At 69.7% G+C, this 21,926-nt stretch carries 25 protein-coding genes (1 of these 25 cut by a window edge); 9 read left to right on the top strand and 16 right to left on the bottom strand.

Features of this window, described 5'->3' with window-relative positions; all coding sequences use genetic code 11:
* Positions 1-42: 42 nt before the first annotated feature.
* A complete protein-coding gene (locus ABOD76_RS07120) occupies positions 43-345 on the bottom strand; it encodes a Rho termination factor N-terminal domain-containing protein (protein WP_350244107.1) in 303 nt (100 codons plus the stop codon).
* An 84-nt stretch (positions 346-429) separates the two neighbouring features.
* Positions 430-1,914 (bottom strand): HD-GYP domain-containing protein, encoded by a 1,485-nt coding sequence (locus ABOD76_RS07115; protein ID WP_350244106.1) that lies wholly within the window; start codon positions 1,912-1,914, stop codon positions 430-432.
* Between the two features lie 227 nt (positions 1,915-2,141).
* Here ABOD76_RS07115 and ABOD76_RS07110 point away from each other — a divergent pair, with 227 nt between their 5' ends.
* Positions 2,142-2,558, top strand: coding sequence for a DUF4383 domain-containing protein (locus tag ABOD76_RS07110; protein WP_350244105.1), 417 nt, complete (start codon positions 2,142-2,144; stop codon positions 2,556-2,558).
* Between the two features lie 39 nt (positions 2,559-2,597).
* Here ABOD76_RS07110 and ABOD76_RS07105 read toward each other — a convergent pair whose 3' ends face one another.
* The 9 genes from ABOD76_RS07105 to ABOD76_RS07065 all read right to left on the bottom strand — a co-directional run bounded on the left by ABOD76_RS07105 (position 2,598) and on the right by ABOD76_RS07065 (position 9,817).
* Complete coding sequence (locus ABOD76_RS07105) at positions 2,598-2,810, bottom strand: YwbE family protein (protein WP_350244104.1); 213 nt, start codon at positions 2,808-2,810, stop codon at positions 2,598-2,600.
* A gap of 94 nt (positions 2,811-2,904) precedes the next feature.
* Positions 2,905-4,338 (bottom strand): amidophosphoribosyltransferase, encoded by a 1,434-nt coding sequence (purF, locus tag ABOD76_RS07100; protein WP_350244103.1) that lies wholly within the window; start codon positions 4,336-4,338, stop codon positions 2,905-2,907.
* A gap of 12 nt (positions 4,339-4,350) precedes the next feature.
* The gene (purL, locus tag ABOD76_RS07095) at positions 4,351-6,579 is read right to left on the bottom strand and encodes a phosphoribosylformylglycinamidine synthase subunit PurL (protein ID WP_350244102.1); all 2,229 of its coding nucleotides are present in this window, start codon (positions 6,577-6,579) and stop codon (positions 4,351-4,353) included.
* Positions 6,576-7,058 carry a DinB family protein gene (locus tag ABOD76_RS07090; protein ID WP_350244101.1) on the bottom strand — a complete coding sequence of 161 codons (483 nt, stop codon included), beginning with the start codon at positions 7,056-7,058 and terminating at the stop codon, positions 6,576-6,578. The genes purL and ABOD76_RS07090 overlap by 4 nt, the downstream gene beginning before the upstream one ends.
* On the bottom strand, positions 7,055-7,726 hold the full coding sequence (gene purQ, locus ABOD76_RS07085) for a phosphoribosylformylglycinamidine synthase subunit PurQ (RefSeq protein WP_350244100.1): 672 nt from the start codon (positions 7,724-7,726) through the stop codon (positions 7,055-7,057). The genes ABOD76_RS07090 and purQ overlap by 4 nt, the downstream gene beginning before the upstream one ends.
* Positions 7,723-8,094 carry a cupin domain-containing protein gene (locus ABOD76_RS07080; RefSeq protein WP_350244099.1) on the bottom strand — a complete coding sequence of 124 codons (372 nt, stop codon included), beginning with the start codon at positions 8,092-8,094 and terminating at the stop codon, positions 7,723-7,725. The genes purQ and ABOD76_RS07080 overlap by 4 nt, the downstream gene beginning before the upstream one ends.
* Entirely contained in the window at positions 8,091-8,339 is a 249-nt protein-coding gene (gene purS, locus ABOD76_RS07075) for a phosphoribosylformylglycinamidine synthase subunit PurS (RefSeq protein WP_350244098.1), read from the bottom strand. The genes ABOD76_RS07080 and purS overlap by 4 nt, the downstream gene beginning before the upstream one ends.
* 19 nt (positions 8,340-8,358) lie before the next feature.
* A complete protein-coding gene (gene purC / locus ABOD76_RS07070) occupies positions 8,359-9,075 on the bottom strand; it encodes a phosphoribosylaminoimidazolesuccinocarboxamide synthase (protein ID WP_350244097.1) in 717 nt (238 codons plus the stop codon).
* A gap of 265 nt (positions 9,076-9,340) precedes the next feature.
* On the bottom strand, positions 9,341-9,817 hold the full coding sequence (locus tag ABOD76_RS07065; protein WP_350244096.1) for a low molecular weight protein-tyrosine-phosphatase: 477 nt from the start codon (positions 9,815-9,817) through the stop codon (positions 9,341-9,343).
* Between the two features lie 82 nt (positions 9,818-9,899).
* On the opposite strand from ABOD76_RS07065, the gene ABOD76_RS07060 reads away from it, so the two are divergent.
* From ABOD76_RS07060 to phnE, 5 genes are all read left to right on the top strand, one after another.
* Complete coding sequence (locus ABOD76_RS07060; protein ID WP_350244095.1) at positions 9,900-10,166, top strand: hypothetical protein; 267 nt, start codon at positions 9,900-9,902, stop codon at positions 10,164-10,166.
* A complete protein-coding gene (locus ABOD76_RS07055; protein WP_350244094.1) occupies positions 10,166-10,978 on the top strand; it encodes a metallophosphoesterase in 813 nt (270 codons plus the stop codon). Before ABOD76_RS07060 ends, ABOD76_RS07055 begins: the two co-directional genes overlap by 1 nt.
* 164 nt (positions 10,979-11,142) lie before the next feature.
* Entirely contained in the window at positions 11,143-12,018 is an 876-nt protein-coding gene (locus ABOD76_RS07050; RefSeq protein ID WP_350244093.1) for a phosphate/phosphite/phosphonate ABC transporter substrate-binding protein, read from the top strand.
* A 62-nt stretch (positions 12,019-12,080) separates the two neighbouring features.
* Positions 12,081-12,827, top strand: coding sequence for a phosphonate ABC transporter ATP-binding protein (gene phnC, locus ABOD76_RS07045; RefSeq protein WP_350244092.1), 747 nt, complete (start codon positions 12,081-12,083; stop codon positions 12,825-12,827).
* Positions 12,824-14,602 carry a phosphonate ABC transporter, permease protein PhnE gene (gene phnE / locus ABOD76_RS07040; protein WP_350244091.1) on the top strand — a complete coding sequence of 593 codons (1,779 nt, stop codon included), beginning with the start codon at positions 12,824-12,826 and terminating at the stop codon, positions 14,600-14,602. The genes phnC and phnE overlap by 4 nt, the downstream gene beginning before the upstream one ends.
* A gap of 68 nt (positions 14,603-14,670) precedes the next feature.
* Here the strand turns inward: phnE and ABOD76_RS07035 are convergent, their stop codons facing one another.
* Together ABOD76_RS07035 and ABOD76_RS07030 are read right to left on the bottom strand one after the other, a co-directional pair.
* Positions 14,671-15,738 carry a hypothetical protein gene (locus ABOD76_RS07035; protein ID WP_350244090.1) on the bottom strand — a complete coding sequence of 356 codons (1,068 nt, stop codon included), beginning with the start codon at positions 15,736-15,738 and terminating at the stop codon, positions 14,671-14,673.
* Positions 15,739-15,966: 228 nt separating this feature from the next.
* Entirely contained in the window at positions 15,967-16,659 is a 693-nt protein-coding gene (locus ABOD76_RS07030) for a ThuA domain-containing protein (protein ID WP_350244089.1), read from the bottom strand.
* An 83-nt stretch (positions 16,660-16,742) separates the two neighbouring features.
* Here ABOD76_RS07030 and ABOD76_RS07025 point away from each other — a divergent pair, with 83 nt between their 5' ends.
* Positions 16,743-17,918 carry a lipid-A-disaccharide synthase-related protein gene (locus tag ABOD76_RS07025; RefSeq protein ID WP_350244088.1) on the top strand — a complete coding sequence of 392 codons (1,176 nt, stop codon included), beginning with the start codon at positions 16,743-16,745 and terminating at the stop codon, positions 17,916-17,918.
* On the opposite strand, the gene ABOD76_RS07020 is transcribed toward ABOD76_RS07025, so the two are convergent.
* Positions 17,909-18,619 carry a polysaccharide deacetylase family protein gene (locus ABOD76_RS07020; RefSeq protein WP_350244087.1) on the bottom strand — a complete coding sequence of 237 codons (711 nt, stop codon included), beginning with the start codon at positions 18,617-18,619 and terminating at the stop codon, positions 17,909-17,911. The genes ABOD76_RS07025 and ABOD76_RS07020 overlap by 10 nt on opposite strands.
* Complete coding sequence (locus tag ABOD76_RS07015) at positions 18,616-19,866, bottom strand: MFS transporter (RefSeq protein ID WP_350244086.1); 1,251 nt, start codon at positions 19,864-19,866, stop codon at positions 18,616-18,618. Before ABOD76_RS07015 ends, ABOD76_RS07020 begins: the two co-directional genes overlap by 4 nt.
* A 31-nt stretch (positions 19,867-19,897) precedes the next feature.
* On the opposite strand from ABOD76_RS07015, the gene ABOD76_RS07010 reads away from it, so the two are divergent.
* Positions 19,898-20,617, top strand: a complete 720-nt coding sequence (locus ABOD76_RS07010) for a glycosyltransferase (protein ID WP_350244085.1) — start codon at positions 19,898-19,900, stop codon at positions 20,615-20,617.
* On the opposite strand, the gene ABOD76_RS07005 is transcribed toward ABOD76_RS07010, so the two are convergent.
* Positions 20,535-21,791 (bottom strand): glycosyltransferase, encoded by a 1,257-nt coding sequence (locus ABOD76_RS07005; RefSeq protein ID WP_350244084.1) that lies wholly within the window; start codon positions 21,789-21,791, stop codon positions 20,535-20,537. The two genes, ABOD76_RS07010 and ABOD76_RS07005, sit on opposite strands and share 83 nt — an antisense overlap.
* A gap of 2 nt (positions 21,792-21,793) precedes the next feature.
* Here ABOD76_RS07005 and ABOD76_RS07000 point away from each other — a divergent pair, with 2 nt between their 5' ends.
* Positions 21,794-21,926 carry the beginning of a YkoP family protein gene (locus tag ABOD76_RS07000; protein WP_350244083.1) on the top strand. Its footprint extends 1,256 nt past the window's final position, so the window shows 133 of its 1,389 coding nt (coding positions 1-133); it begins with the start codon at positions 21,794-21,796; the stop codon falls past the right edge of the window.

Genomic DNA, 21,926 nt, shown 5'->3' with positions numbered 1-21,926 from the left:
CCGCTGGCCCGCGCCTCCGGCTGTGCCTCGCCCCGTGACGCTTCAGGCGTGCTGCTTCTGGAGGGCCTGTACCAGGGCGTCCTTGCTCATGCGGCTGCGTCCGCCAATGCCCGCTTCCTTGGCGCGGTTGTACAGCTCGTCGCGGCTCAGGTCCGTGAGGGCGGCATTGGGGTTGCCGGTGCCCTGGGTGCGCCGGTTGGGGGTGCGGCCTTCCTCGCGGCGGTGCTTGTTGACGGTGCGCGCCGCGATCTCCTCGGCCCGGTCCTCAGAGGCCCCGCGCGCCTCTTCGCTCTCCTTGACGTGCTGGTACTGGCGTTCGTCCTTGTTGCTCCAGGCGTCTGGCATGGCTGTGTCCCCCTTGTGTCCGCACGGTACGCGCCACTCTGAGGTGCGGGGTGAAAACAAGCTCAAGCGTGGCCGGGCATGTCTTCAGATGGGCGCCACCTGGAACGGCCCGGGCGTGCTGGTCGGCAGGGCCCAGTCGGGCAACGACGTGGTCCCGAGGTCCAGCGGCGGGAGCTGCAGCCACAGGTCCACGAGGGCCGGGTCGAACATGCGGCCGGCCTCCTCCTGGAGGTGCTGGTTGGCCTGCTGATGGCTCCACGGCTGCCTATAGGCGCGCTGACTGGTGAGGGCGTCATACACGTCCGCAACGCTCAGGATGCGGGCCAGCAGCGGGATGGCGTCTCCCGCAAGCCGGTCCGGGTAGCCGGTGCCGTCCCAGCGTTCGTGGTGCGAGCGGATGATGCCCAGCTCCTCCGGCAGATACCCCAGCTGGCGGCAGCGCTCGTAACCGTACAGTGGGTGCTGCTGAATCTGGGCCCACTGCTCCGGGGTCAGACGGGCCGGGGAGTTGAGCACCTCGTAGGCCACGTTCAGCTTGCCCAGGTCGTGCAGGACGCCGCCCTGGGTGATGGCCCGCAGCGCCTCCGGCCCGCAGCCCACCACCCGCGCCAGCCGCAGCGCCTGGAGGGCCACCCGGTAGCTGTGTCCGGCGGTGTACGGATCATGCCGCTCGGTGGCCAGCACCAGCTGCTGCACGCTGACCGAGAGCCCCGCCGCCAGCAGGTCGTCCGGATCGTTGTTCCACAGACCGCGCACCACCGTGCCCAGCGGCAGCTGCGGTCCGCGCTGCTGGCTCAGCAGTCCCACCACCACGGCGGCGGTCACCCCCACCAGCATCACGTGGTAGAGCCACCACGCGACCGTCCAGGCCGGGGCCAGCGCGATGATCAGCTGGGCGCCGCCCAGCCAGCCGGACGCGTACACGATGGCCAGCTGAACCGGAAACCTGGAGTAGCGCCACGACTGCCAGTACTGCCGGCCCGCCACCCCGCACAGCAGCGTGGTCAGGACCAGCAGTGTGCTGGACCAGACGCCGTCCGGCACCAGCCGGTGCGCCATGCCCGGCACGAACAGCAGGGCCATCAGCGCTGTCAGCACCAGCAGCCACAGCACGCTGAGGGAGCCGCGCAGCCGGGCCAGCCGCCGCAACGCCGGGGTGTCGCTCGCCAGCGAGGACAGCCACAGCCACGTGGCGGTGAGCAGCGCGCCCAGCTGGGCGGCGACCGGCATCATGGGATTGTCGTAGCTGGAGGCCATGGCCATGTCCGACATGCCGTCCATGCCCAGCTCCGGAGCCGCCAGGCCGTGAACGCCGTACACCAGCGTCAGGGAGGCGAACGCCAGCGACAGCAGTGTTACCTGCACGTTGCGCTGCCGGGCGCCGACCTGACCGATCAGCAGCGAGAGCACCACCGCCAGCACCGCCACCGTGCCCACCAGCCCGGCGTGCAGGCCGAACAGCTCCACTTCCGGATTGAGCCCAGGCAGCAGCAGCGCCAGCAGGGCGAGCGTGACCGGCAGCAACAGGGTGCCGAGCATCAGCAGGCGGGAGCGGTGCGGGGGGCGCATGATCCACCGAGTGTAAAAAACTTCTTCTCACCAGAAGATCACCAGGGCGGCTTAGACCCGCTTCAGCCGCGCCGGTCCCAGGCACCGGTTCTCGGGGCGCTCTTGTAATGCAGCGCCTCACCGGAAAGCGCGAGCCTCAAGTCTTTCTGAACCACTCCTGATCCGCTGCCGGTCCCTGCCAGGGTATTTCTGAGAAGTACACAGCTCAACTCACCTGGAGGTCTGGAATGACTGTACGGAACTTTGCACGCTGGATCGGCATCGTCTTTATCCTGGTCGGCATCCTCGGATTCATTCCCGGCATCACGCAGATGATGACCGACTCGTCGGACCTGCGGGTGGACACCAGCAACGGCATGCTGCTCGGGCTGTTCCACGTGAACCTGATTCATAACCTGGTGCACATCCTGCTGGGCCTCTGGGGCGTGGCGTCTGCGGGGCGGACCGACTCCGCCGTCGCCTACGCGCGCGGCATCACCTACATCTACGCGATCCTGGCGGTGCTGGGCCTGATTCCCGCCACCAACACGCTGTTCGGCCTCGCACCCATCGGCGGGGCGGACGTGGGCCTGCACATTGTGCTGGCGGCCATCGCGGCGTACTTCGGCTGGGGCGTGCGCGACTCGTCTACCGCCCGCGCCTGAGGGAAGGCAGAAAGGGGGCACCGAAGAGGTGCTCCCTTTTCATGCCTCCTGCTCGCGGTCCGGACGGATCACCGCCTGCACCCGGCCCACCACGCCGCTGGTCAGCCGTACCTTGATGCCGTGCGGATGGGTGGGCGAGCGCGTGAGCAACTGCGCCACCACGCCACGGGTCAGCCTGCCGCTCGGCTGATCCTGCTTCTGAACGACATCCACGGTCACGCCGGGAACGATCTGGGAACGGGGAGGGGCCATACATAGAGGATAGGCGGGCGACATGGAACGCCCGGCAAGTCAGAAGGCCGCCCCAACTTGGGGCGGCCCCGGCGGTTCAGTGCTCGCTGTTCTCCTACACTTCCAGCGCCAGCTTGTCCACGTCGTTGAGCAGCGGCGTGCCGGCCGGGTACTCACCGTTGAAGCAGGCGAGGCACAGGCCGGGGCCGCCCACCGCCTCCCGCAGGCCCCGCTCCGAGATGAAGCTCAGGGTGTCGGCCCCGATCAGCTCTCGAATTTCCTCCTGGGTATGGGTGCTGGCCACCAGTTCCTTGCGGGCGGCGGTGTCGATGCCGTAGAAGCACGGGTGCTTGATCGCCGGGCTGCTCACCCGGAAGTGCACCTCGGTGGCGCCCGCCTCGCGCAGCAGGTTCACGATCTGGCGGCTGGTGGTGCCGCGCACGATGCTGTCGTCGATCAGCACCACCCGCTTGCCGCGCACCGCGCTGGTGGGGGAGAGCTTCATCTTGACCTTCAGCTCGCGCGCCTCCTGGGTGGGCGCGATGAAGGTGCGGCCCGCGTAGGGGTTCTTGTACAGGCCGTAGTCGAACGGAATGCCGCTCTCGCGGGCATAGCCGATGGCCGCGCCCATGCCGCTGTCCGGCACCGGCACCACGATGTCCGCGTCCACCGGGAACTCGCGGGCCAGCTGCTCGCCCATCCGGATACGGCTCTCGTGGGTGTCGATGCCGTCCAGCTGGCTGTCGGAGCGCGCGAAGTAGATCCACTCGAACGCGCAGGGCGTGGGCACTTTCGGCTGCACCATCAGGCTGTGCAGGCCGCTGCGGTCAATCCACACCAGCTCACCCGGCAGCACGTCGCGCACCAGCCGCGCTCCCACCGCGTACAGCGCGCACGGCTCGGAGGCCAGCACGTAGGCGCCCACCTCGCCGTCCACGCCGTCGCGCTGGCCGATCACCAGCGGTCGCACTCCGTTCGGGTCGCGGAAGCCCAGCAGCGCGGTGCGGCTCATCATCACGCAGGCGAAGCCGCCCTTCAGGCGCTTCATGGCCGCAGCGGTCGCCTCGATCAGGTCCAGGTCCGCCTCCCGCGCGATCAGGTTCAGCATCACCTCGCTGTCGTTGGTGGTCTGGAACAGCGCGCCCTCCAGCAGCATCTCGCCCCGCACCTCGCGGGCGTTCACGAAGTTGCCGTTGTGCGCCAGCCCCAGAATGCCCTTGTTGGTGCGGGTGGTCAGCGGCTGGGCATTGAAGCGCAGGTTGCTGCCGGTGGTGCTGTAGCGCACGTGCCCGATGCTGACGCGGGCGTTCGCCAGCCGCACGCTGTCGAGCCGCCGCTCGTCAAAGACCTGCGTTACCAGCCCCAGATCCTTCTCGACGTGGAAGCGCTCGCCGTCGCTGACGCACATGCCGGCCGCCTCCTGGCCGCGGTGCTGCAGCGCGAACATGCCCAGGTAGGTGAGCCACGCCAGGTCCAGCGGCGTGGGGGTGTACATGCCGAACACGCCGCATTCCTCCTGCGGCTTGTCGGTCTCGGGATCAAAGATCATGGCGCGTCTCCCTCACCCCAGGATCTCAGCGAGGGGCGTGTTGTAGGCGGTCTGCAGTTCCGGCAGGGTCACGCTCAAGTGTAGATTCTGCGCCGGCAGCGAAATGGCGACGTTCTCACCGCCGCTGTGTCCAATGCGGGTGAACGGCACGTCCAGCTCGGTCAGCACCCGCTCGGCCTCCGGCTCCTGGCCCACCGGCACCGCCACCACCACCCGGCTCTGCGCCTCGCCGAACAGGGCGGCGTCCGGGCGCAGCGGCGTTTCGATCTGGACGCTGAGGCCCTGGCCGCCGGCAATCGCCATCTCCGCCAGCGCCACGCTCAGCCCGCCCTCGGCGCAGTCATGGGCGGTGCGGGTCAGGCCGCCGCGAATCAGGGCCAGCGTGCCGGCAATCACCCGCTGCTCCAGCGTCAGGTCCAGGGCCGGCACCTGTCCGGCCTCCAGCCCGTGAATGCTTTCCAGGTACTGCGACGCCCCGAGCTCGTCGGTGAGGCGGCCCAGCAGGTACAGCGTGTGCGGCCCGGGCTTCAGGTCCAGGGTGGCGTGCTGCGACACGTCCGGCAGCACCCCCACCATTCCGATGGTCGGGGTGGGGTGGATGGCCACCGTGCGGCCCGCCTCCACGTACTGGTTGTAGAGGCTCACGTTGCCGCCCGTGACGGGGGTATTCAGCGCGCGGCAGGCGTCCGCAATGCCCTGCACCCCGCGCTGCATCTGGTAGTACACCTCCGGGCGGTGCGGGTTGCCGTAGTTCAGGTTGTCGGTGATGGCGAGCGGGGTGGCACCCACGCAGGCCAGGTTGCGGGCGGCCTCGGCCACCGCGCTCGCCGCCCCCACGTACGGGTCCAGCTGCACGAAGCGCGGGTTGCAGTCGCTGGTGGCGGCCACCCCCTTGCGGCTGCCCTTCACCCGCAGCACGGCGGCGTCGGCGGCGCCCGGCACCACCACCGTGTTGGTCATCACCTGATGGTCGTAGCGCTGGAAGATCGGCCGCTTGCTGGCGATGGTCGGGTGGCTGAGCAGCGTCAGCAGCACCCCCTTCAGGTCGTCCGGCACCGGCACGCCGCTCAGGTCCCGCTCGCGGGCCGCCCGGATCTCCTCGCTCTCGATGCCCTCGCGGGTGTACTTGGGCGCCTCGTTCAACAGGTCCACCGGCAGGTCGCACACCACCTCGCCGCGCCACGTCAGGCGGTAGTTGTGGTGCTCCTCTACCTGCCCGATGGTCACCACGTCCAGCTCCCACTTGGCCAGCAGATCGTTGAGTTCCTGCTCACGGCCCGGCACCGGTACCAGGATCATGCGCTCCTGGGACTCGGAGAGGCACAGTTCCATCGGCACCATGCCGCTCTCGCGGGTGGGGACCCGGTCCAGGTCCATGGTGATGCCCAGCCCGGCGCGGTAGGCCATCTCGCAGGTGCTGCTCACCAGCCCGGCGGCGCCCATGTCCTGCACGCCCGCCACCACGCCCGCCTGGATTGCCTCCAGGGTCGCTTCCAGCAGCAGCTTCTCCATGAACGGGTCGCCCACCTGCACGGCGGGCCGGTCGGCCTGCGAGGCATCACTGAGGTCCGCGCTCGCAAACACCGCGCCGCCCAGGCCGTCACGGCCGGTCTTGCTGCCCACGTACACGATCACGTTGCCGACCTCGCCCATGGTGCCCTTGGCCAGGTCCTCGTGGCGCAGCAGGCCCAGCGCCATCACGTTCACCAGCGGATTCTCCTGGTAGCTGGGATGGAACGTCACCTCGCCGCCCACCGTCGGCACCCCGATGGCGTTGCCGTAGTGGGAGATGCCCTCCACCACGCCGTTCAGCAGGAAGCGGGTGCGTGGGCTGTCGGGGTTCCCGAAGCGCAGGCTGTCCAGCACCGCGAACGGCCGCGCGCCCATCGCGAAGATGTCGCGCAGGATGCCGCCCACGCCGGTGGCCGCACCCTGAAACGGCTCCACCGCCGACGGGTGGTTGTGGCTCTCCATCTTGAAGGCCACGCCCCAGCCGTCCCCGATGTCCACCACGCCGGCGTTCTCACCGGGGCCCTGCAGTACCTGCGGGCCGGTGGTGGGGAAGACGCTGAAGAGCGGGCGGCTGTTCTTGTAGCCGCAGTGCTCGGACCACATGGCCCCCACGATGGCGGCCTCCAGCGCGTTCGGCTCACGCCCGATGCGCGAGACCAGCAGGTCGTATTCGTCGGTGGACAGGCCAAAGGTGCTGGCCCGGTCACGCAGCGAGTGGGTGGCAGTCATCGGCTTCCTTTCTTGCCCAGCTGCACCTGTCCGCGGTGGTAGGCGATGTGACGCAGGTGCTGGCCCAGGGCGGGCAGGCGGGGCCGTTCCCCGCTGGGCGCGCTGGGTGAGGGCACCATGCCGCCAAGCTGCGTCTCGGTGGCGGCCTCCAGGGTGGCCACGGCCCGCGCGCCGATGTCGTCCAGCTGGCCCAGAATGTCGGCCTTGCTGGCCGTTTCACTCAGTGGGGCCGGCGCTGTGCCGAGGCTCCGCACCCACTCTCGGTCCTCCCAGCCCAGGTGGTGGAAGGTGGGCGTGCGGTCTTCCAGCACCGTCACCCGCAGCCACTCCCCGATGTGCAGCGCGTGCCATGCCGGGCTGTGGCTCAGGGTGGCCACGCCGAACTGTTCATCCGGCACCGCGTCCAGCGCCGCACGGAAGGCCTCCAGTTCAGCGCGGTACTGCTCGGCCAGGAAGGCCCCCAGGGTCGGGAGCGTCATGGCCGCACCGCCACGGCCTGCAGGCTCTCGAAGAGGCCGCGGCCGTCCTCGCTGCCCAGCAGCCGCTCCACTGCGCGTTCCGGGTGCGGCATCATGCCCAGCACGTTGCCGCGCTCGCTCACGATGCCGGCAATGTCGTTCAGCGAGCCGTTCGGGTTGTCCAGGTAGCGGAACACCACCCGGCCCTCGCCTTCCAGCCGCTCCAGCACCCCGGCGTCCGCGTAGTAGTTGCCCTCGCCGTGCGCGATGGGAATCTCGATGCTCTGTCCCTCCTGGTAACGGGAGGTGTAGGCGGTGTGCGTGTTCTCCACCCGGAGATGCACCGGGCGACACTGGAAGTGCAGGTCGCGGTTGCGCGAGAGGGCGCCTGGCAGCAGCCCGGCCTCGGTCAGCACCTGAAAGCCGTTGCAGACACCCAGCACGTACCCGCCGCGCTCGGCGTGCTGCCGGACCGCCGTCATGATCGGGCTGCGGGCCGCAATGGCCCCGCTGCGCAGGTGGTCGCCGTAGCTGAAGCCGCCGGGCAGGAACACCAGATCAGTGCCGCTGGGCAGGCCGTCCTCGGTGTGCCACACGAAGCGCGCCTGCGGGTCCAGCGTCTCACGGGCCGCGTGCAGCGCGTCGGCGTCGCAGTTGCTGCCGGGAAACTGAATCACCGCGACCTTCACAGGCGCTCCAGCGTGGCCACGGTGCGCTCGCTCTGCACGTTGCCGGTATTGAGGGTGCTGGCCGGCTCGAACATCATGATCCAGGTCTCCTCGGTTTCGGCCACCGGCTGGTGCTCCACGCCCCTGGGCACCACCAGCAGTTCGCCCTCCTGCAGCACCGCGTCGCCGTCCCGGAAGCGCAGGCGCAGCACTCCGCGCACCACCATGAACAGTTCGTCCTCGTGCTCGTGGTGGTGCCACTCGAACTCGCCGCTGATCTTGGCCAGCTTGACCTGCTGGCCGTTCAGGTCGGCCACCACCTTTGGGGTCCAGTGCTCCTGAAACCGCTCGAACTTCTCCTGCAGGTTCACCCGCTCCGGCACGCTCACGCTTCGGTCAGCTCCCAGCGCACGTTTTCCATCACGGGGTTGCTCAGCACCGTCTCGGCAATCTGCTGCACCTGCGCTTCCACGTCGCCGCGCTCGCCGGACAGCGTCATCTCGACGTATTTGCCGATGCGCACGCCCTCCACGTTCTGGTGCTCTAGGTGGCTGAGCGCCCGCTCGACGGTGCGGCCCTGCGGGTCGAGGATGCTGGGTTTGAGGGTCACGTAGATCTTGGCTCGGTAGGTCATGGTCAGTTGCTCCGGGGGCTCAGCGGGTGGGGGCCTGGGTCACGCGGCGCAGCATCTCCTGATATGCGCCCTCCACATTGCCCAGATCGCGGCGAAAACGGTCCTTGTCCAGCTTCTCACCGGTCTCGGCGTCCCAGAAGCGGCAGGTGTCGGGGCTGATCTCGTCGGCCAGCACGATCTCGCCGCTCTCCAGCGTCCCGAACTCCAGCTTGAAGTCGATCAGGCGAGTGCCGCGCTCGGCGAAGTAGGGGGTCAGGAAGCGCTGCACCTGCAGGGCCAGTTCACGGATGCGTGTGAGCTGCTCGGGGGTGGCCCAGCCGAGCGCCACAGCGGTGTCGGTGTTGATCAGCGGATCGCCCAGGGCGTCACTCTTGTAGCAGTACTCCACCACCGGGCGCGCGAGCGCGGTGCCTTCTTCCACGCCCAGGCGCTTGCTGAAGCTGCCGGCGGCCACGTTCCGCACGATCACCTCCACCGGCACGATGGTTACGGCCCGCACCCGCTGCTCGCGCTCCGAGAGCTGCTCGATGAAATGGGTCGGGATGCCCGCCTGTTCCAGCTGCGGATACAGGTGCGCCGTGATGCGGTTGTTGATGGCGCCCTTGCCGCTGATCTGGTCCTTCTTGACGCCGTTGAAGGCGGTGGCGTCGTCCTTGTACTCCACAACGTATTCCTGGGGGTTCGCGCTGGCATACACGCGCTTGGCCTTGCCCTCGTACCGCAGTTCACCCTTCACGCTGGACCTCTGGCTGCTCAAAGTAGGGCGAGCGCTGCCCCCGCTGGGCGGAGGTGACGCTCGTGTGGCGAAAACTGGTCATGCTGGAGCCTCCGACGCCGCCTCGCGGGCGGACTTACCGCTGCTGGGCAGCGGGGCGTCTCTCAGGACGCGGAAGGAACAGGGCGAATGGAGCTGAAGCAGGCCACAGGGGCCCGGTGTACGCTCCACACTAACACCTGCGGATGTGAGCGACGCCGGGACCGGCCAGACAGGCCGCCGGGGCTCAGCCGGTCCGGCCCTCGCGGACGGTAGCGGCCCAGGCCCTGGCGCTGCGTTCCAGAATCCGGAACATCCGGGTGAAGCCGTCCGGGCCGCCGTAGTACGGGTCCGGCACATCGCCGGGACCTTCCGGGTCGTATTCGCGCATCAGGTGCAGCCGGGCGCGGGCCTGCGGCGGGGCGGCGCGGCGAGCGTCCTCCAGGTTCTGGTGGTCCATGCACAGGATCAGGTCGAAGTCCAGGAAGTCCTGGACCGTCAGCTGCCGGGCGCGGTGGTTCAGGTCCAGACCGTTCTGACGCGCCACGACCCGGCTACGCGGGTCGGCCGGCTTGCCCACATGCCACGCGCCGGTTCCGGCACTCGCCACCAGCGCCTCGAAGCCTGCGGCCTTCAGCTCGCGGCGCAGCAGCACCTCGGCCACCGGGCTGCGGCAGATGTTGCCCATACACAGCGTCAGAATCTTCAGCGATGACTCGGCCATATGTACCGCCAGTGTGCCACGCGGCCCGTCCTGGTCCTATTGTCCTGCCCCGGCGGCCGTCCGGCGCGGCATACTGGAGGTTATGACGCCGGACGCTGGCCTGCTGACCATTGATGTGCTGGACCAAGACACCGGAATGGCGGAGGTCGAGGACGACCAGGGCCGCAGCTTCGAGGTGCCGGCCGCGTGGCTGCCCCAGGCGGCCGAGGGACAGGCCTACCGCATTACCCTGCGACCGGACGGCCCCAGGTTCGAGCTGCTGCAGGGCGGCGCCCGTGAACTGCGCGAACGCAGCAAACAGACGCTGCTGGACTTCCACGACGACCCCGCCGAGGACGGGCGCGACTGATGCGCGAGGTGGTGGTGATTCCGGACCTGCACGGGCGGCTGGACCTGTTGCAGGCGGCCGTGCAGAACTTTGCGGGCGCGCATTTCCTGAGCCTGGGCGACGCCATTGACCGCGGGCCGCGCAGCATGGAAACGGTGGACGCGCTGCTGCGGCTGCACGCCGAGGGCCGCGCCACCCTGCTGATGGGCAATCACGAGCGGATGGCGCTGGAGGGCCTGCGCTGGTACCGCCGGTATCAGGAGACCCAGGACCTGTCCGATTACCGCCGCGCCATGCAGGGCTACGCGTGGTGGATGCAGAACGGCGGCGAGACGGTGCGGCGCGAGGTGCGCGGCGGCGTGACGCTGGAGCACTTCCCGGAACGGCTGGCCCAGTATCTGGACCTGCTGCGCCGGATCGTCTACGTCACGGCCGACGGCGCCATTCACGACCAGCGGCCCGCCGAGCCGAGCGTGCTGGTGGCCCACGCCAGCCCCCCGGTCCGCCACAAGGACCACGAGGACCCGGAAGAGGCGGCGCTGTGGCTGCGGCCCTACGAGGGTCCTTTCCCGCTGCCGGAGGGCGTGGTCTACTCGGTGCACGGGCATACCCCGGTGCGGGTGCCACTGCGGGTCGGGCGGCACGTCTATCTGGATCTGGGGGCGCACGCCACCGGGCGGCTGGCGCTGCTGCCGCTGACGGTTCAGACGCTCAGCGTGGTCACGGTGCTGGTGGGCCCCGGCGACCCCGGACAGGCGGCGCGGTACCCGGTGATCGGGGAGCCGGTCTCGGCCCGCAGCGTCCGGGTAGAGCCGCAGTCGTACCGCCGGTAGCGTCCTGGCGCAGCCCGAGCAGGGGTCGGATTCGGCCGCTGCAGCCATCATTGAGACTCATGGGCAGGTGGTCTATACTGCCGTCCGTTAACGATCGTTCAAGAAACGACGTTGATCTTCAGACTGTCTATACTTCCACTGCCCATCCTGTGTACGAGGTTCACATGAAGAAACTGCTCACGCTCACCCTGTTTGCCACTGTCGCCACCGCCAGCGCCGCCGAGAACTGCCGCGTCATCAACATGGGCTTCAACCCGGCCCAGGACAGCAGCGCCGTGCTGACCAGCGGCAAGGCCATCGCCACCTACCTGGAGAGCAAGATCCGCGGCGTGGAGGTGCGCACCACCGTGGCCCAGGACTACCAGGCCCTGGTGGAGGCCACCCGCAGCGGCAAGCTGGACTTCGCCTGGCTCAGCCCGGTCAGTTACGTGCAGGCGCACGACCAGGCCGGCGCCCAGGTGCTGCTCAAGAGCGTCCGCAACGGCGGCCCCTACTACTGGAGCGCCTTCGTGGTCCGCAAGGACAGCGGCATCAAGACCCTGAACGACCTGCGCGGCAAGACCGTCGCCTGGATCGACCCGACCAGCGCGGCCGGCTACACCTTCCCGCGCGCCCTGCTGGTCAGCAAGGGCATCAACCCCGACACCTTCTTCAGCAAGCAGACCTTCGCGGGCAAGCACGACGCGGCGGTGCTGTCGCTGGCGAACGGCACGGTGGACGCCATCGCCACCTTCAGCAACAACACCCAGGGCACCAGCGGCAGCTGGACCCAGTACCTGCCGGCCGACAAGGCCTCGCAGCTCGCGGTGGTGGCCTACACCAAGCCGATCCCCGGTGACACCCTCTCGGTGCGCTCCGACTACCAGACCGGCTGCGCCGACGTCGTGACCCGTGTGCGTGCCGCGATCATCGGCATGAAGAGCGATCCGGCCGGCCAGGGCCTGCTGAAGAAGCTCTACACCATCGATAGCATGATTCCGGCCAAGGACGCCGACTACAACGTCGTGCGTGACGCCGTGAAGGCCAGCCAGAAGAAGTAAGCAAGTGGCCCTTCAGGGAGGCGCAGGTGGCCTCCCTGATCTTTTTGCCCCGGAGACCTCCCTTGATTCAGGTTCAGCATCTCACCAAGATCTATCCCAACGGCACCCGCGGCCTCGACGACGTCAACGTGGACATTCAGGACGGCGAGTTCGTGTGTGTCATCGGGCTGTCGGGTGCCGGCAAGAGCACCTTCCTGCGCTGCATCAACCGCCTCAACGACGCCACCTCAGGCCAGATCCTGATCGACGGCGAGGACATTGCCTTCGCGCAGGGCGCCAAACTCCGCAGCCTGCGGCGGCGCATCGGCTTCATCTTCCAGCAGTTCAACCTGACCACCCGGCTCACCGCACTGGAAAACGTGCTGGCCGGGCGACTCGGGTATCACAACCGCTTTGCCGGCGCGCTGGGTCTGTACCCCGAGTCGGACATCCAGCTGGCCAAGGATGCCCTGACGCGGGTGGGGCTGGCCGACCGCATGACCGTGCGGGTGGACCAGCTCTCCGGCGGGCAGCAGCAACGGGTGGCCATCGCGCGCGCCGTGGCGCAGCAGCCGACCCTGATCCTGGCCGACGAGCCGATGGCCAGCCTGGACCCCAAGCTCAGCAACGTGATCATGGGGCTGTTGAAAAGCTTCAACCAGGACGGCATCAGCGTGCTGGTCAACATCCACGTGCTGGAGCTGGCCACCGCCTACGCCGACCGCATCCTGGGCTTCAACCAGGGGCGGCTGGTGTTTGACGGCCCGCCCTCGGCCCTGACCCCCGACGTGATTGACCGGATCTACGCCGGCAGTGTGGCGGACCTGTGATCACGGCCCTGATTACCGCGCTGCTGATCGTGGCGTTCATCTGGCTGTCGCGCGGCTCCGGCCGCCGGCTGGGGCTGGTGGGCGTGATCGGCCTGCTGCTGAGCTTTCTGACGCTGCCGTTCGTGGACGTGGTGGGGGCGCGCAGCGACCAGGGGCTGGCCCCCACCGCCCTGGCGCTGGCCTCGCAGTATCCGCAGCTGTGGCTGGCGCCGCTGCTGAGCGTGCTGGCCCTGGTGGTCGTGGCGCTGCGCTCCTCCGAGTGGCTGGGCGGCACGGTCCTGGCGGCCTCGGGCGCCGTCAGCCTGCTGGTGGCGCTGCTGTTCCGCAACGGCCAGGACCGCTTCCTGACACTGGCGCCGGTGCCGGGCGTGCTGGAACTGGGCCTGCCGCTGGCGCTGGCCGCCGGCCTGTATCTGCTGATGCGGGCCAGCCAGCCGACCGGCCGCGCCCGCGTGGCGCTGCTGCTCACCACCGTGCTGGTGCCGCTGGCGCTGGCCGCCCTGCTGTTCTCCTCGCTGGGCGCCAGCCTGTTTCCGTCGCTGCGCGGGTACTATCAGATCACCCGCGCCACCACGGCGCAGCAGACGGGTCTGATCACCCACGACTGGCAGCTGGACGTGCGCGACTACCTGCAGGCTGACGTGGCCAAGCGGGCCAGTGACTGGCAGGCCACCCGGGCCCTGCTGGCCAAGCCCGCCGCCGGCACCGACCGGGCCAAGCAGCGCCGCGACTACTACGGCCTGCAGGACCAGTACGAGCTGTACCGCCGCACCCCCGGCGACGCCACCCCGCTGCCCGCGACCATCACCACGCCGGCCGCCATGCCCTACGGGTACGCGCCGGGCCCGGACTCCAGCAACGCCGGGGTGCGCCGCACCATCGCGCGCGCTCAGGAGTATGGCTACCAGAGCTGGGTGCTGTTCTCGGTGCTGGCGCTGGGCGGCGGCCTGATCGCGCTCAGCCGCCGCACCCTGGTGCTGGAATCGGGCGCGGCGGCCACCCGGCGCCGCGCCGAGCTGGGCAGCGCGCTGCTGCTGGCGCTGGTGGTGGTGGTGGTGGCCTCGGGCCTGCACAGCACCGGCTTCAACTTCCGCGACCTGTGGGTCAACTTCCCCTGGATCGTGGACTTCCTGGACCGGGCCACCCCGCCGGACGCCACCTTCCTCTCGGACGTGATGCGCGAGATGCTGATCACCATCAACATCGCGCTGATCGGGACGGTGGTGGGCGCGGCCTTCGCGCTGCCGCTCAGCCTGCTGGCCGCCCGCAACCTGACCCAGAACAGCCCGCTGACCCGCGCGGCCTACTGGATCACCCGCACCTTCTTCAACGTGGACCGCAGCGTGGACACCCTGATCCTGGCGCTGATCCTGGTGGCGGCGGTGGGCCTGGGCCCGTTCGCCGGCGCGCTGGCCATGGCGGTCCACAGCATCGCCGACCTGGGCAAGCTGTACTCGGAGGCCATCGAGAACGCCGACCGGGGCCCGATCGAGGCGCTGGAGTCGGCGGGCGCGCCCGGCACCAGCGTGGTGCGCTGGGGGCTGCTGCCGCAGGTGCTGCCGCTCTTCCTGAGCTACACGCTCTACCGCTTCGAGATCAACTTCCGCGTCAGCATCGTGCTGGGCTTCGTGGGCGCGGGCGGCATCGGCTTCATCCTGAACGAGACGATGCGCGGTGGCCAGTACCCGAAAGCGGCGGTGGCGCTGCTGGTGATCGTGCTGGTGGTCAATGTGCTCGACAGCATCAGCTCGATCATCCGTCGCCGGGTGATCTGACCCGGCCAGGACCAAAATGAAGGGGGCCGCTGCTCAATTGAGCAGCGGCCCCTCCGATTGGTGTGAGCTCAGTGGCCGGACAGGGCCACCATCAGCTCCTGCAGGGTGGTGGTGACCAGTTTGCCCTCCTTCACATACTTCACCTGCACCTGATCGCCCGGCAGCAGGTCCAGGTCGCTGCCGTCGGCAAGCGAACCCGCAGCACGCATGCTGAGGTGTCCGTTGTGGGTCAGGCTGGCGCTGAGGGTGCCGCCGATCTGGGCGAAGGGATGCTGAGCCTGCAGGGCACTCTGACTGAAGGTCAGGTTGCTGAGGCTGCTCAACTTCAGGCTGGTCACCACGCTGTTTCCGGGCACGCTGGCGCTGGCGTCGAAGCTGAGGCTGGTCGGAGTGAAGCTCAGGCCGGTGTCGCAGCGGTGCTGCGTGGTGCCGGGTGCCGCCAGATTCAGGCTGGTGGAAGCCGTGCCCTGACCGGTCTGCAGCGTGGCGTTGCCCTGCAGAGTCAGGCCGGTGCTGTCCCAAGCGTAGTTCAGCGAGCCTTTCAGGGCCGGGTTGGTCTGGTTGCCGGCCCACAGGTTCAGGGTCAGCGCGTCGGGGCCGGTCTGTTCCAGGCAGGCGCCGGGCGTCATGCCGAAAGTGAGGGCGCCTATCGTCGCGCTGCCCTTCTGCACCGACATGGCGGCCTTCGTGGGCAGTTCCATCCGCGTCAGGTAGGGCTGACCGGACAGGTCCGCACCGGTGAACCGGGTGATGAGCACGCTCGGTGCACCGCCGACATGCCACTGGGCGGTCAGGGTGCTGCCGCGCTGAGCGTCCGTGATGATCATGCCGTCGGTGGGCGTCTGGCTCACCGGCGTCAGCTGACCTTGGGTGTCGCGGCTGTAGGTGCCGGTAGGCAGCAGCTGGTCTGGCAGCGTGGTGCTGAGTGCCTGGAGCTGCCGCGGGCGAGGCGTCAGGGCGCGGCCCAGTATGGCCGGCGAGAACTGCTTCAGGTTCTGCGCGGTGATCGGTGCCGGGATGAGCACCGCAGGGTCTGCCCCAATGGCGGCCAGCACGTCCTGCAGTTCGGCGGGCAGGGCGCTGCTGCTGAGCATTTTCAGCAGTTGGCCCTGCGCCTGCTGGGCCGCGGCTGGCATGTCGTTCACATCAGTGGCGGTCCCCACAACCGGGTCGGCTGGAGGGGTTGCCCCACGGTTGTCAGGCACGGCGGTGTTGGTGCAGGCCGTCAGGGCGAGGGTCAGCAGGCCGAGTGTTCCGGCAGTCCTTAGGAGGTTCATCATATTGTTCTCAGCTATAGCAGACCGGCAGGCCAGGACGGCCCACACATGTGGTCCCTGGGGCGGTTCTTTGAGGGTAGCCGCGCCTTACAGCAGCCCAGCCGCCCACAGCAGGCCGCGCTGCGTGAGTTCCTGCGCCTCCGGCACCTCGAAGTCACTCAGGGTATGGCCCAGCGCGCAGACATACACCCGGCCCTGGCCCCAACGCCGCTTCCAGGCCACCGGCATTACGGTGCCCTGGACCCACGGCTGGTGCTCGCGCACGTAGGCGCCGTCGAAGGTGGTGGTGGCCAGCACCTCGTTGCCGGGGTCGGTGTGCAGGTAATACTGCTCAGACTGGATCTCGAAGTCGCTGAGCCCCTGGGTGATCGGGTCGCCGGTCGGCAGGATCTGCACCGGGTAGCGGATGATGTTGCCCGGATGCGCCACCCACTGCCCGCCGACCATGTACTGGTAGTCCGGGCTGGCGCGGAAGGCATCGGTCACGCCGCCGTGCCAGCCGCCGAACCCTACGCCCCCCGCCACGGCGCCCAGCAGGCCGCGCTCCTGCTCGGCGGTCAGGCTGCTCATCGTGACGCACTGGACGATCAGGGCCTGCGCCTGCAGCCGCTCGGCGTCCCGGTACACGTCCAGGTCGTCCGTGACGCTGACCTCCAGCCCGGCTTGCTCCAGCAGGCGGGCGAAGTGACGGGTGGTCTGTTCCGGCTGGTGGCCGGCCCAGCCGCCCCAGACCATCAGGGCGCGGCGAGGGGAGCTGTCCTGCTGAGATGTCGGGTTCACCCGGTCACTCTACGGCTGAGGCGGCCCCGACGGGAAGCGGGCCTCTGCTAGCCTGGGGCGTGCAGCAGAACGGCGGTCCTGTCTTGCTCGTCTCCAACGGAGGCGCGGAAGACCTGATCGGCGCGGCGCTCGCGCGTGAGTTGCGGGTGCTCGGCATAGAGCAGCTGAGGGCGCTGCCGCTGGTCGGGCCCGGTGAGGCGTATCAGGGCGTGGCCGAGCGGGTAGGACCGGTGCTGGCGCTGCCATCCGGCGGCTTTCCCTTCGGCAGCCTGAGCAACCTGCAGGCGGACCTGCGGGCTGGGTTGATTGGCACCTCGCTGCGGCAGGGGCAGGCGGCCCTCCAGCAGGGGAGTCGGGCAGAGCAGGTGATCGTGATCGGGGACGTGTACGCCCTGCTGGTCGGCACGCTGGCGGCGCGCCGGAAGCCCGGCGCCGGACCACGCCTGCCCCTCACCCACCTTCAGCCGCTGGTGTCGCGCCTGTACGCCGAGGGCATGACGCTGCCGGATCATCTGCGCGAGCTGAACGCGCTGGGGGCCAACCGCTTCATGCCGTGGGAGATCGCGCTGGGCCGACAGGCCCGGCGGGTCTACACCCGCGACCGCGCCTCGGCCGGGTATCTGGCGCGCCGGGGCGTGAACGCCGTGTACCGGGGCAGCTTCGCGATGGACGTGCTGCCGGCCCCCGACGACACGCTCGCCCCGCTGCTTGACGGTCGTCCGGTGCTGGCGTTGCTGCCGGGCGGCCGGGGCGACGCCCGCGAGTCGCTGCCGATCATGCTGGCGACGGCGGCCGGGTGTCCTGAGTTTCAGGCGCTGGTCGCGTGGCCGCGGCCGTGGGACGAGCTGCCGGAGCTGCCCGGCTGGAGCGTGCAGGTGCAGAGCGACGGACTGGCGCAGGCGTGTGCTGCAGGCACCCGCGTGCTGCTGCTGCGCGGCGCCTTCAGCAGCGTGCTGCACACGGCGCGGCTGGCGGTCGGCACGGCAGGGACGGCCAGCGAGCAGGCAGCCGGGCTGGGTGTGCCGGTGGTGGCCTTCCCGACACACGGCCCGCAGTACACGCCCGGTTTCGCCCGCCGGCAGGCCCGGCTGCTGGGCGCCGCCCTCACGGTGGTGGCGCCCGATCCGCTGGCGGTGACGGCGGCGCTGAGGGCGCTGCACAGGCCACAGGCCCACCTGCACGCGGCGCTGGTGGGTCGGGACCGCATCGGAGCTCCCGGAGCGCTGCCTCAGATTGCGGCGGAACTGCTTCAGCCCTGACGCCACATCTGGCGGGCCCGCCGCCAGCCGTCCGACCAACCGATCCGCTGTGGCGACAGGTCGTCCAGCCTGACCGCCTGCAGTCCACGGGCCTCGAGTTCCGGAAGGAGCCGCTCCAGCAGGGCCAAGGTCCGTTTCGGTCCGTCGTGCAGCAGCAGCACGGCACCTGGGCGTAGCTGGGGCCGCAGCCGATCCAGCAGTGTTTCCGGCGCGAGATCCAGCCAGTCGCGTGACTCCGCGGTCCACAGCGCCACCTGCACGCCAGCCCGGCGCGCCAGCCACCGGGTGAGCAGCGAGTGGCCCCCCCAGGGCGGGCGGTACAGCCGGGCTGTCCGGGCCGGCTCCGGGTGCCAGCGCAGGTGGGGCCACTCCTGCCACGGCAGCAGCAGGGCCGCGTGCCGGTGCGTGTAGCCGTGCGATTCCAGCTGATGTCCAGCGGCCCGCAGCCGCTCCACCAGTTCCGGCTGCGCCTCGGCCCGCTCGCCGGTCAGGAAGAAGGTGGCACTGGCGTGGTGCTGGGCCAGCAGCTCCAGCAGCCGCTCAGTCTGCGGGCCGGGACCGTCGTCGAAGGTGAGGGCCAGCCGGGGCCGCTGCGCCGGGCCGCCGCCCAGGGCACCCAGGCCCAGCTGCCGGCCCAGCACATCGGTCAGCAGGGCACCCAGCAGAAGGCCCAGCCCGGCCCGGATGACCCGGCGCCTCACGTTCCGCTCCGGCGGCTGGGCCACAGGTACACGGCGGCCGTCAGCAGCAGCAGCACCATGCTCAGCAGAAAGGGCGCCCGCAGGCTCACCCCCGCCGCCACGGTGCCGAGCAGCGGGCCGGTGGCCATGCCCGCGTTCTCCACCGTCATCACCATGCCCCAGCTGGCCGCACGGTTCTCCTGCGGCAACAGGCTGGCCACCAGCCCGCCCCAGCCGGGCAGCAGACAGGCGTAGCCGGTGCCTAGCAGCACGGCCAGCAGCACGTAGCCCCACAGCGGCGGCAGCGTGGCCATCAGCCCCATGCCCAGCGCGGCCAGCAGCAGACCGGCCACCAGCAGCGGCTGCGCGCCGTAGCGTCCGGCCAGCCGGGAGGTGTAGCCCAGCAGCAGGTAGGCACTCAGGGCGCCGGCGGCCATCACGCCGTTGAGTCCCCACTGCCCCAGGTGAATGTCGTCCGCGAAGTTCCGGATCACCAGCGCCAGCACGCTCAGCGCCAGCGTCTGAATCAGAGCGGCCGGCATCAGAAACAGCAGGGTGCGGCGCAGCTGGGCGGGTGGAGCAGCCCGCGCCGGTTCCCCGGTGTGCAGCCGCACCGCGCTGAGGCCGAGCGTCAGCAGCAGCGCCAGCGTCTGGGCCAGCAGCAGAATGGCCAGCGGCCAGCCGCCCAGCGTGTGCAGGCGCGAGTCGGCGCCACTGGCGAAATGCAGGCTGCTCAGCGTGCCGATCCCCAGGAATCCGAGCCCGGTGAAGGGACCGGCCGCCGCGCTGACCACGGCCACCGCCTTGGGCTGCTGATCGCTGTCGGCACGCACGCTGCTGAGCGTCATGACCGCCGGCCACAGCGGGCTGAGGGCCGCGCCGTGCAGGGCCGCCAGCGGCACCAGCAGCCACGCGTAGGGCACCAGTTGCATCAGCAGGACGCATAGCAGGCTCACTGCGCAGCCGATCAGCAGCACCCGGCGCAGGCCGTAGCGTTCCACCAGATGTCCCCCCGGCGAGCGGCAGAGCGTGTCAGAGGCGTAGTGGACGGTCCAGGCCAGCCCGGCGGCGCTCAGCGGCAGGCCGTGGGCGGCCAGCTGCTGTGGCAGAAACCCGACGTACAGGCCGGTGCGGACCAGCTCGCACAGGCCCAGCAGCAGCACCGCGCGCAGCATCAGCCCACGGTTCGGCTGCGGCCAGGGGAGAGCGTTCTGAAGGGTGCGGGTCAGGGTCATGATCGGGCGCTTCGGAGTGAGGACGCGCCGCACGCCGGCCCTGAGCTTACGCTAGCCTGCGGGGGTGCGTCTCAGTGTCGTGATTCCCGCCCGCGACGAGGAAGGACAGCTGCCGGCGCTGCTGCGGGCGTTGGCCGCTCAGCAGCGCCCGCCGGATGAGGTGATCGTGGTGGACAATGCCAGCCGCGACGCGACGGCCCGGGTGGCGCGTTCGCTGGGGGCCACGGTGCTGCCGTGTGTCCGGCCGGGGGTGGCCTACGCCCGCCAGTGTGGGCTGGAGGCGGCGATTGGAGATTGGGTGGTCAGCACCGACGCCGACTCGGTGCCGCCGCCCGACTGGCTGCTGCTGCTGGAAGCCGCCATGCAGCCGGGGACGGTGTGCGTGTACGGGCCGCTGCGGCTTCAACCCTGGCCGCGCCGGGTGGGCCCGCTGGGGTCGGCGCTGAGCGAATGGGGCTACCGATTGTTTCTGTACGTGATGAGCGGGGTGGGGCGGCCGAACACGGCGGGTGCCAACATGGCGGTGCAGCGCGAGGCGGCGCTGCGGGTGGGCGGGTACCCGGCGGTCGAGGCCCGTGAGGACGTGCTGCTGGGTCTGGCCCTGCAGCGGCTGGGCCGGGTTCAGTACGTGCCGGGCGCACTGGTCCAGACCTCGGCGCGGCGGCTGCAGCGCGGGTGGCTTCCTTTTCTGTGGCAGCAGCTCAGAAACCTCGCAGGCCGTACTTCCGGCTATTTTGAGCCGCATGCACCGAGGGCTCCAGGTTCCGGGCAGCCTGAAGAGTGAGCGGCGTGCCCGCCACGCTGTCCCAGGCCACCCGCGGCCGGGCGGCGCTGAGCGCGTAGCTGTACAGGTCCAGCATCTGCTCGGCCATTTGAGCAGCGCTGAACTGCGCGGCGAAGGTGTGGGCTTCCCGCCGAAAGGCGGCGTGCTGCTCCGGATGGGCCAGCAGGGTGGCGGCGTGGTCCGCCAGGGCCGCCCAGTCGCCCGGCGACACCAGATAACCGCTCACCTGATGCTGCACCCCGTTCAGGGTGCCCTGCGCGCCCACTGCCACCACCGGCAGCCCCATCGTCTGCGCCTCGATCAGCACCAGTCCCTGCGTCTCGCTGTCACTGCCGAACATGAACAGCTCGGCCATGCGGTAGTACGCTCCGATGTCGGAGAACGGCACCGGTCCCAGGAAGGTGACGTGATCGCGCAGCCCCAGCGTGTCGGCGTGCGTCCGCAGCGCCGCTTCCTGCGGGCCTTCTCCCAGCACCACCAGATGCGCGTCATGCTGCTCGCGCAGGGCGGCCAGCGCATTCAGTACCAGATCCATTCGCTTCTCGTGGCCCAGCCGCCCCACGCTCAGCAGCCGGCGCGTTCCGGCAGGCCAGGGTGACGGCTGGTCCGGCGCGGCAGCCAGCAGCGCCTCATCGATGCCGGTTGGCAGCACCACACTGGGCCGCAGGATGCCGTAGTCGTGCAGCATACTCTGGCTACCCTCCGAGGGCGCCACGATCAGGTCGGCCGTGCTGTAGAAGCGCCGCACCACCCGGGTCACGAACCCTGCGTGGCGCTCCAGCTGGGTCAGGCCGGGGATGTAGTGGGTATAGCGCTCCAGGTGCGTGTGGAAGGTCGAGACATGCGGCACGTCCCAGCGCCGGGCCAGCCGCGAGCCCCACCAGCCGATGGAGCCGGGGGTATGGGTGTGGATCAAGTCAAACCGGCCAGGCAGCCGTCGCCGGGTAGGAAAGGCCAACCGCTGACGCGGCAGCGCCGGATTCACCACGCTGGGCATCCGCAGCACGCCCTGGTACTCACTGCTGTCACGGTGGCCGGGAAAACGAGGTGCCATGATCACCGCCTGATGCCCGCGCCGGCGCAGCTCACGCTGCAGCAGCAGCACACTGGTGGACACGCCGTTCTGGTCGGGGAAGAAAACATCGGTCAGCAGGCCAATCCGCAGGCTACTCATTTGTGACCCCCCGCCAGACCACGGCACGTGTGGCGCTCGTCTCGCAGATAATGAACTTCAGAACGTGGATCGGCGACCACCTCACCGAGTCTGGGCCTGCTGGATTGGAACTGCCTGAGACAGGCTCCGCCGCCG

The sequence above is a fragment of the Deinococcus sonorensis KR-87 genome, assembly GCF_040256395.1.
In the GTDB taxonomy this organism is placed as follows: domain Bacteria; phylum Deinococcota; class Deinococci; order Deinococcales; family Deinococcaceae; genus Deinococcus; species Deinococcus sonorensis.
This window is presented reverse-complemented; position numbering and strand designations above follow the sequence as displayed.

Coding starts and splice junctions, on each gene's coding strand:
- ABOD76_RS07115 (WP_350244106.1), bottom strand. CDS start 1,914: ATGCGCCCCCCGCACCGCTCCCGCCTGCTGATGCTCGGCACCCTGTTG.
- purF (WP_350244103.1), bottom strand. CDS start 4,338: ATGATCTTTGATCCCGAGACCGACAAGCCGCAGGAGGAATGCGGCGTG.
- ABOD76_RS07120 (WP_350244107.1), bottom strand. CDS start 345: ATGCCAGACGCCTGGAGCAACAAGGACGAACGCCAGTACCAGCACGTC.
- ABOD76_RS07060 (WP_350244095.1), top strand. CDS start 9,900: ATGACGCCGGACGCTGGCCTGCTGACCATTGATGTGCTGGACCAAGAC.
- ABOD76_RS07105 (WP_350244104.1), bottom strand. CDS start 2,810: ATGGCCCCTCCCCGTTCCCAGATCGTTCCCGGCGTGACCGTGGATGTC.
- ABOD76_RS07035 (WP_350244090.1), bottom strand. CDS start 15,738: ATGCCAGCCGCGGCCCAGCAGGCGCAGGGCCAACTGCTGAAAATGCTC.
- purL (WP_350244102.1), bottom strand. CDS start 6,579: ATGACTGCCACCCACTCGCTGCGTGACCGGGCCAGCACCTTTGGCCTG.
- purS (WP_350244098.1), bottom strand. CDS start 8,339: ATGACCTACCGAGCCAAGATCTACGTGACCCTCAAACCCAGCATCCTC.
- ABOD76_RS07110 (WP_350244105.1), top strand. CDS start 2,142: ATGACTGTACGGAACTTTGCACGCTGGATCGGCATCGTCTTTATCCTG.
- ABOD76_RS07055 (WP_350244094.1), top strand. CDS start 10,166: ATGCGCGAGGTGGTGGTGATTCCGGACCTGCACGGGCGGCTGGACCTG.
- ABOD76_RS07065 (WP_350244096.1), bottom strand. CDS start 9,817: ATGGCCGAGTCATCGCTGAAGATTCTGACGCTGTGTATGGGCAACATC.
- ABOD76_RS07090 (WP_350244101.1), bottom strand. CDS start 7,058: ATGACGCTCCCGACCCTGGGGGCCTTCCTGGCCGAGCAGTACCGCGCT.
- ABOD76_RS07005 (WP_350244084.1), bottom strand. CDS start 21,791: ATGAGTAGCCTGCGGATTGGCCTGCTGACCGATGTTTTCTTCCCCGAC.
- ABOD76_RS07050 (WP_350244093.1), top strand. CDS start 11,143: ATGAAGAAACTGCTCACGCTCACCCTGTTTGCCACTGTCGCCACCGCC.